The sequence below is a fragment of the Alcanivorax sp. genome, assembly GCF_051117345.1.
GTDB lineage: Bacteria > Pseudomonadota > Gammaproteobacteria > Pseudomonadales > Alcanivoracaceae > Alcanivorax.
In genome coordinates, this window is sequence record NZ_JBNPEC010000219.1 from 1 (window position 1) to 6,587 (window position 6,587).

General features: G+C 58.1%; 9 protein-coding genes. All 9 read right to left on the reverse strand.

The window, feature by feature from the left end:
- Positions 1-24 precede the first annotated feature (24 nt).
- Positions 25-666, reverse strand: a complete 642-nt coding sequence (queE, locus tag ACFE0K_RS14130) for a 7-carboxy-7-deazaguanine synthase QueE (RefSeq protein ID WP_434536667.1) — start codon at positions 664-666, stop codon at positions 25-27.
- Between the two features lie 357 nt (positions 667-1,023).
- Positions 1,024-1,788 (reverse strand): tol-pal system protein YbgF, encoded by a 765-nt coding sequence (ybgF, locus tag ACFE0K_RS14135; RefSeq protein ID WP_434536668.1) that lies wholly within the window; start codon positions 1,786-1,788, stop codon positions 1,024-1,026.
- Between the two features lie 3 nt (positions 1,789-1,791).
- Complete coding sequence (gene pal / locus ACFE0K_RS14140) at positions 1,792-2,364, reverse strand: peptidoglycan-associated lipoprotein Pal (RefSeq protein ID WP_035248831.1); 573 nt, start codon at positions 2,362-2,364, stop codon at positions 1,792-1,794.
- 45 nt (positions 2,365-2,409) lie between these two features.
- Positions 2,410-3,660, reverse strand: coding sequence for a Tol-Pal system beta propeller repeat protein TolB (gene tolB / locus ACFE0K_RS14145; protein WP_434536674.1), 1,251 nt, complete (start codon positions 3,658-3,660; stop codon positions 2,410-2,412).
- Positions 3,661-3,683: 23 nt separating this feature from the next.
- Positions 3,684-4,466, reverse strand: coding sequence for a cell envelope integrity protein TolA (gene tolA / locus ACFE0K_RS14150; protein ID WP_434536669.1), 783 nt, complete (start codon positions 4,464-4,466; stop codon positions 3,684-3,686).
- Positions 4,459-4,896 carry a protein TolR gene (gene tolR, locus ACFE0K_RS14155; protein ID WP_434536670.1) on the reverse strand — a complete coding sequence of 146 codons (438 nt, stop codon included), beginning with the start codon at positions 4,894-4,896 and terminating at the stop codon, positions 4,459-4,461. Before tolR ends, tolA begins: the two co-directional genes overlap by 8 nt.
- Before the next feature lie 3 nt (positions 4,897-4,899).
- Positions 4,900-5,586, reverse strand: a complete 687-nt coding sequence (gene tolQ / locus ACFE0K_RS14160) for a protein TolQ (protein ID WP_434536671.1) — start codon at positions 5,584-5,586, stop codon at positions 4,900-4,902.
- Entirely contained in the window at positions 5,579-6,022 is a 444-nt protein-coding gene (gene ybgC, locus ACFE0K_RS14165) for a tol-pal system-associated acyl-CoA thioesterase (protein WP_434536672.1), read from the reverse strand. The genes tolQ and ybgC overlap by 8 nt, the downstream gene beginning before the upstream one ends.
- On the reverse strand, positions 6,015-6,587 hold a 573-nt coding region (locus tag ACFE0K_RS14170; RefSeq protein WP_434536673.1), incomplete at its 5' end, for a Holliday junction DNA helicase RuvB C-terminal domain-containing protein. The genes ACFE0K_RS14170 and ybgC, both read right to left, overlap by 8 nt.

Here is a 6,587-nt window from a genome sequence, read left to right on the forward strand (position 1 = left end):
GATGGCTCTCCTTCAACCCGTTGACTAGCGCCCGCGGGCGTCATTCCAGAGTAGTTTGTGCAGTTGCAGCTGGAACCGAACCGGCAGGCGATCTGCCACGATCCAGTCCGCCAGGTCCCCGGGCGCCAGCTCCCCCTGCACCGGGGAAAACAGCACGTCGCTGACACGCTGGTGCAGCTGATGCTGATCCAGCATGAAACGGGCCCAGTCGTAATCCTTGCGGTCCGCCAGCACGAATTTGACCTGGTGATGGGGTTGGAGCAGTGGAATATTGTCCAGCCGGTTGTTGTGCTGTTCGCCGGAGCCCGGGGCCTTCAGGTCCATGACCACGGAAACTCTCGGATCGACACCCGCTATATCCATGGCGCCACCGGTTTCCAGGCTCACATCAAGACCCTGGTCACACAGGGCTGTCAGCAGCGACAGGCAATTGGGTTGAGCCAGCGGTTCGCCCCCCGTAACCGTCACGTAGTGAGCCTGGTAGCTGGCCACTTGTTCCACAATCGCTTCCAGGGACCATTTCTCCCCACCGGAAAAGGCGTACTCGGTATCGCACCACACGCAACGCTGCGGGCAGCCGGTCAGGCGAACGAATACCGTGGGCCGACCCACAGTTCGTGCTTCGCCCTGGAGGGAGTAAAAAATTTCGGTCAGACGGAGGTCCACAGCATCTCCTGAGCACCCGGGAGGGGGAAATGCGGCGGATTCTATCACTTTTGCCGGCGTCTGTGCCGCCGGCAAAAGACGGATAGAGAGGTATTACTTGTCCAGGGAGCCTCCGAGTAACTCCTTGCATGCTCAGTCTTTCAGGCTGGCTCGCAATCTAGGCGCGATTTTGAAGGTGTATGTCCATCCATCGAAAAAGCGCAACAACGAGTGCGGGCCAGCCTGGAAGACCCGGAGGGCGTGGCCTGAAGGGCCCATCTGCTGCGCTTTGTCGCTAGGAAAGGGAACCACCCTGTCCGTCGCAACAAAGCACAACAGCTGCACCCTTCAGGCCACGCTGAGTACGCAAGGAGTTACTCAGAGGCTCCCTAGCTGTTCCAGCAGGGTCTTCGCCTGGCTGGCTTCAGAGCTGTCCGGATACTGTTTTATCAGCTTGTGCAGGTTGACCTTGGCCTGGGACACCTGTTCATCACGGGCCTGCATCACCGCCAGGGTATAGAGGCTGGTAGGCGCCTTGCTGTGCTCCGGATAGTCATCCACTACGGCCTGGAACTGGGCCTGGGCCTTGTCCGGCTTCGGGGTCTTCAGGTTGCTGTAGACCTTGCCCAGCCAGAAGTGGGCGTGGGCACGGAACTGCCCGTTTGGGAAATCGTTCAGGTAACCCTCGAAGGCTTCTGCCGCCGCATCAAAGTCGCGCTTGATCAGCTTGTCCTTGGCGGCACTGTAGGCGTCACGGTCTGCTTCGGGGTCATTGGGCGCCGTACTATCGGCGCTATCATCTGGCTGCTCGGTCTTGCCCTGTTCAGCCAGCGTATTGATTCGGGTATCCAGGTCCAGATAACGCTCACGCTCGGCGTCCTTCATGACCTGTAATTCATGACGTAATTCTTCAAGCTGACCCTGTAAATCCTGGATCTGCTCTTCAAACTGCTGTTGCTGCTGCATCAGTAGCAACAACCCATCCTGACTTGCCGCTGCACCGGCACTACTGCCACCGGAGCGGGCCTGGGCCAGGCTTCTCTCTTCAACGGCCAGCGGCCCGGTGTTCTGTGCTTGCGCACAGAACACCAGGGAGCCGAGCACTACGCCTGCAAGCAGGCGCGTTCGCTTCACTGCTTTCATGCCTTACGGACGGCCGGCAGTGTAGTTGATTTCTACGCGACGGTTCTTGGCCCAGTCCATTTCGCTGTGACCAAATGCGGCCGGCTTCTCTTCACCGTAGGAAACGATTTCCAGCTGGGAAGAAGACACGCCCTGTACTCGCAGGAACTTCTCTACCGCCTTGGAACGACGCTCGGACAGAGCCACGTTGTACTCACGGGTACCGCGCTCGTCAGCGTGACCTTCCAGACGCAGTTTGGCGTTGGAGTTGTTCTTCAGGTAGGTCGCGTGGGCACGCAGAGTTTCGAAAGCAGCCGCCGGAACGGTGTTGCTGTCGAATGCGAAGTAGATCACCCGGCTGTCGGTGGTGCCATCGTAGTTGGACGGATGGTTGTAAAAGTTGTCAGCTGTCAGCGGGATGCTGCTGGTGTCCGGCTTGGACGGAGTAGACGGCTCAACCGGAGTTACCGGAGAGGTATCAGTCTGCTGGGACATATCGTCGGTAGCAGAGCTGTCGTCTTCAGTCGGGGTGCTGGAACAGGCTGCCAGGGCAGCTGCCAACATCAGGGCAAACAGCGGGTTAAGAAATGAACGCATGCGAAAAGCTCCTATAATTTCCTAGTATTGGACTCCGAGAATGACTCAGAGGAACGGCGACCAGGCCGGTTCTCTGACTTCCCCTTCCTTCGACGGCAGCTTCACTTTGACTCTGCCATCAATGGATACGGCTTCCAGAACCCCCGTCCCCCGATCTTGCGTCCCGTAAATTACCATACTTCCATTGGGCGCAACACTGGGCGATTCATCCATGTCTGTGCGGGTCACAATATTGAATGTGCCCCGCTGGAGGTCCTGCACCCCGACGTTAAAATTTCCGTTTCGTCGGTGTACATAAACAAGATAACGGCCGTCGGGTGTGACATCCGGGCGCGCATTATACGCACCCTGGAAAGACACTCGCCGGACCGACTTATCATTTATGTTCAGTTTGTAGATCTGTGGCCCGCCGGAACGGCTGGAGGTGAACACCAGGTGCTCCCCATCCGGCAGCCAGCGAGGCTCGGTATCGATACCATAATGCTGGGTCAGCCGTGTTAGCTGCTTGGTGGCGATATCCAGCATGTAAATCTCCGGGTTACCGTCCCGTGACAGGGTCAGGGCCAGCTTCTGGCCGTCCGGCGACCAGTCCGGAGCACCATTAATGCCTCTGAAACTGGACACCTTTTCCCGGTTGGTGGTTGCCAGATCATGGGTATAGATCCCCGGCATACCATCATCCTCAAAAGAGACATAAGCCACTTTCCTGCCATCCGGCGACCAGGTCGGGCTCATGATCGGCTCTTTGCTGCGCAGAATCGTCGTCACCCGGTGCCCGTCAGCGTCCGCATATTGCAGCTGGTACGGGTTTTTGTCACTACGATTATGCGTCACATAGAGAATCTTGGTGGAAAACGCACCGGGGATACCGGTGAGCTGTTCATAGATCCGGTCACTGATGGCATGGGCCACATCCCGCAGCTGCGACACCGGGGGCCGATAGGTTTCCGACATCAGCTTCACCTGCCGGTTGACGTCGAACAGGGCATAGCTGACTTCGTAGCCACCGGTTTCCTGGGCTTTCATGCTGCCGGTGATGATGTATTCCACCCCCAGCACACGGAAATCCCGGTAGATGACTTCGCTTTCATTGCGCGGCCGGCTGAGCATATCTTCCGCCGGTAGCGGCTTGAACTGGCCACTGCGATGCAGATCCGCCTGCACAATCTGTGACACGTCCTCGGGCGCATTCTGCGAACCTTCAAAGGGCACAATGGCAATCGGCACCGCATCGACCCGACCTTCCGTGACCCGAATGAGCAGCTCAGCTCTGGCGGTGGAGAAACTCAGCAACATCACCACTAACAACGCAATACGACTCACTGCGATACTCCTGTTGGCTCAAATTCCATTAAGAATGAGCGAAATTCTTTATCAAACAACGCTCCGGTTGGCACCGGCAGCGGACTTGCCAGCTCAACCGCCTTGATGACCGAATCATCAAATTGTGGGTAGCCGCTGGAGCTGACCACCGACACATTCAGTACATCGCCACCAGGGATCGTGCGAATCCGCACGGTGGTCTTAAGATCATTGCGCCCCCGGTACGTGCCGGGGATTCGCCAGCGCTGCTTCACTGCCGCGCGGATGGCATCACTGTGACTGGCCACCTCCACATCTGACTGATCTGCGTTGCTGGCCGCTTCCTGTGACTCCTGAGATGATGACTTCGTCGGCTTTGCCATCTCCAGCTCTTCCTCGGCCAGCATTTCCTCCAGACTCGGCTCCTCAATATCGGGGATAGCCGGTTTCGGATCGGGCTTGGGTTCCGGTTTTGGCTTTGGCTTTGGCACCGGCTTTTTGGTTGGCTCCGGTTTCGGCTTGGGTTTGGGCTCAGGCTTTTTGGGTTCGGGCTTGGGCTCCGGTTTGGGTTTCGGCTTTGGCTTCGGTTCCGGTTTCGGCGCTGGCTTTTGCTCAGGCTTCGGTTTGCTCACCGGCGCCGTCTTCTGTTTCGACGTCTCCACCATGGTGGCTTTCACATGGGGAGGAATCACCGGCGCCTTATGCAGGGTCGGGTCCGTGCTCCAGCTGAACACCAGCAGCCCAAACACCAGCAGATGAATGAGCAGGGTAAAAAGCAGCGCGGCGCCACGATCACTCATTGCTGCCCTGCGGTTCAGTCACCAGACCCAGCTGAGTAATGCCGGCGCCCTGCAAGGCACCCATCAACTGGACCACCTTGGCATATGCCACCTGGCTGTCACCTTCCACCAGAAACAGGGTGGACGGTTTCTGCTTGTGGATGCGCAACGCATGACCCTGCACGGTTTCCAGGCTGGCGGACTTGCGGCTGTCGCTGCCAACATCAATGTAATAGCTACCGTCAGCGGTCACCGAAATGATCACCGGCTCATCCTTGTTGGTATCGATGGGCTCGCTGTTGCTGTCAGGCAGGTCCACATTGATGCCCTGGGTCATCATCGGTGCCGTGGCCATGAAAATCACCAGCAGCACCAGCATCACATCAATGTAGGGCACCACGTTCATCTCGGCAACGAGCTTGCGCGGCACCCTTATCTTCACGCCGCTCATGGCTTATCCCTCGCGTCCGTGAACCTGACGATGCAGCACCGAAGAAAACTCCTCGGCGAACATTTCATTTTCGGTGAGCAAGGCGTCGCTCTGCGCAGAAAAGCGGTTGTAGGCCATCACCGCCGGAATCGCCGCAAACAGGCCGATGGCCGTAGCAATCAGCGCCTCTGCAATACCCGGCGCAACCACGCTGAGTGTGGCCTGCTTGACGTTGGCCAGGGCCATGAAGGAATTCATGATGCCCCATACCGTGCCGAACAGACCCACATAAGGGCTGGTGGAACCCACCGTTGCCAGAAAAGGAAGGTGCTTGGTCAACCGGGTTTGTTCACGCTGCAAGGCAACGCGCATGGCCCGCTGACTGCCATCCATCACCGCTTCGGCACCACGAGTACTCTTGGACAGGCGCACGAACTCCTGAAAACCGGCACGAAAGATCGCTTCCGGGCCCGCATCCACATCTGGGTCCTTGCGGCTCTGGTTGTAAAGCGAAGCCAAGTCCTCGCTGGACCAGAATTTCTCTTCGAAGGCACGCCCCGCCTTGTGAGCCCGCCCCATTACCCGGAAACGGCTGACAATCATGTACCAGGACGTCAACGACGCCACTATCAACAGCACCATAACCAGCTGCACCACAATGGTGGCGTTACTGATCAGACTGACGACAGACATACTCGATGCCTCAACCATTGAGCCCTTCTCCTTCGCTGGCGGCTTTGAATTTGTTGTACAGGCCCACCGGTATCCCGGTGGGCCTGAGAGTATCAGCACTGACGCAAGCCACCTTGATTTCAGCCTGACAGAGCAAGGTGTCACCCCGGCGTACCTGCTGGTCGAAAAGCAGTGTCGCCTTGCCCAGCTGCTTGAGCCGCGCGGTCACGGCTAGCGCGTCGTCGATGCGGGCCGGCTGACGGTACTGCACATTGGCCGAATGGACCACAAACTGGAAGTTCTCATCGGCCAGCACATAGTGCTGATACCCTAGGGTGCGCATGAATTCCGTGCGTGCCCTTTCCATGAATTTCAGGTAATTCACGTAATAGACGATACCACCGGCATCAGTGTCTTCGATGTAGACGCGCACCGGCAGGGTAAATTCCCCATCCTGTGGCTTTTTTTCAATCATTAAACAAATCACCGTCCTTTCGCGGGCGCTGCAGCCCAAAATGCCGCCAGGCATGGTTGGTGGTGGCGCGCCCGCGTGGGGTGCGCTGGATAAACCCCTGCTGGATCAGATAAGGCTCCACCACCTCTTCCAGGGTGCCGGCATCTTCGTTGAGGGCAGCAGCCAGTGATTCCAGTCCCACCGGACCACCATCAAATTTGTGCATGATCATGTCGAGTAGACGCCGGTCGGTGCCGTCCAGGCCACAACTATCCACCTCCAGCATGTCCAGCGCCCGCTGGGCCATGGCTTCGGTAATACGCCCGTCACCTTTTACTTCCGCGTAATCACGCACCCGGCGCAACAGCCGGTTGGCGATACGGGGGGTACCCCGGGCGCGTCGCGCTACTTCAAGGGCGCCGGCATCATCAATGGGAATGGCGAGAATGTCCCAGGCACGAATCACAATCCCGGAGAGAACTTCCAACGAATAAAATTCCAGCCGCTGGAGAATCCCGAAACGGTCGCGAAAGGGGGCGGTAAGCAAGACCGCCCGGGTGGGGGACACCACCAGCGTGAAGGGCGG

Coding starts and splice junctions, on each gene's coding strand:
- ybgF (WP_434536668.1), bottom strand. CDS start 1,788: ATGAAAGCAGTGAAGCGAACGCGCCTGCTTGCAGGCGTAGTGCTCGGC.
- pal (WP_035248831.1), bottom strand. CDS start 2,364: ATGCGTTCATTTCTTAACCCGCTGTTTGCCCTGATGTTGGCAGCTGCC.
- tolB (WP_434536674.1), bottom strand. CDS start 3,660: ATGTTGCTGAGTTTCTCCACCGCCAGAGCTGAGCTGCTCATTCGGGTC.
- tolA (WP_434536669.1), bottom strand. CDS start 4,466: ATGAGTGATCGTGGCGCCGCGCTGCTTTTTACCCTGCTCATTCATCTG.
- tolR (WP_434536670.1), bottom strand. CDS start 4,896: ATGAGCGGCGTGAAGATAAGGGTGCCGCGCAAGCTCGTTGCCGAGATG.
- tolQ (WP_434536671.1), bottom strand. CDS start 5,586: ATGGTTGAGGCATCGAGTATGTCTGTCGTCAGTCTGATCAGTAACGCC.
- ybgC (WP_434536672.1), bottom strand. CDS start 6,022: ATGATTGAAAAAAAGCCACAGGATGGGGAATTTACCCTGCCGGTGCGC.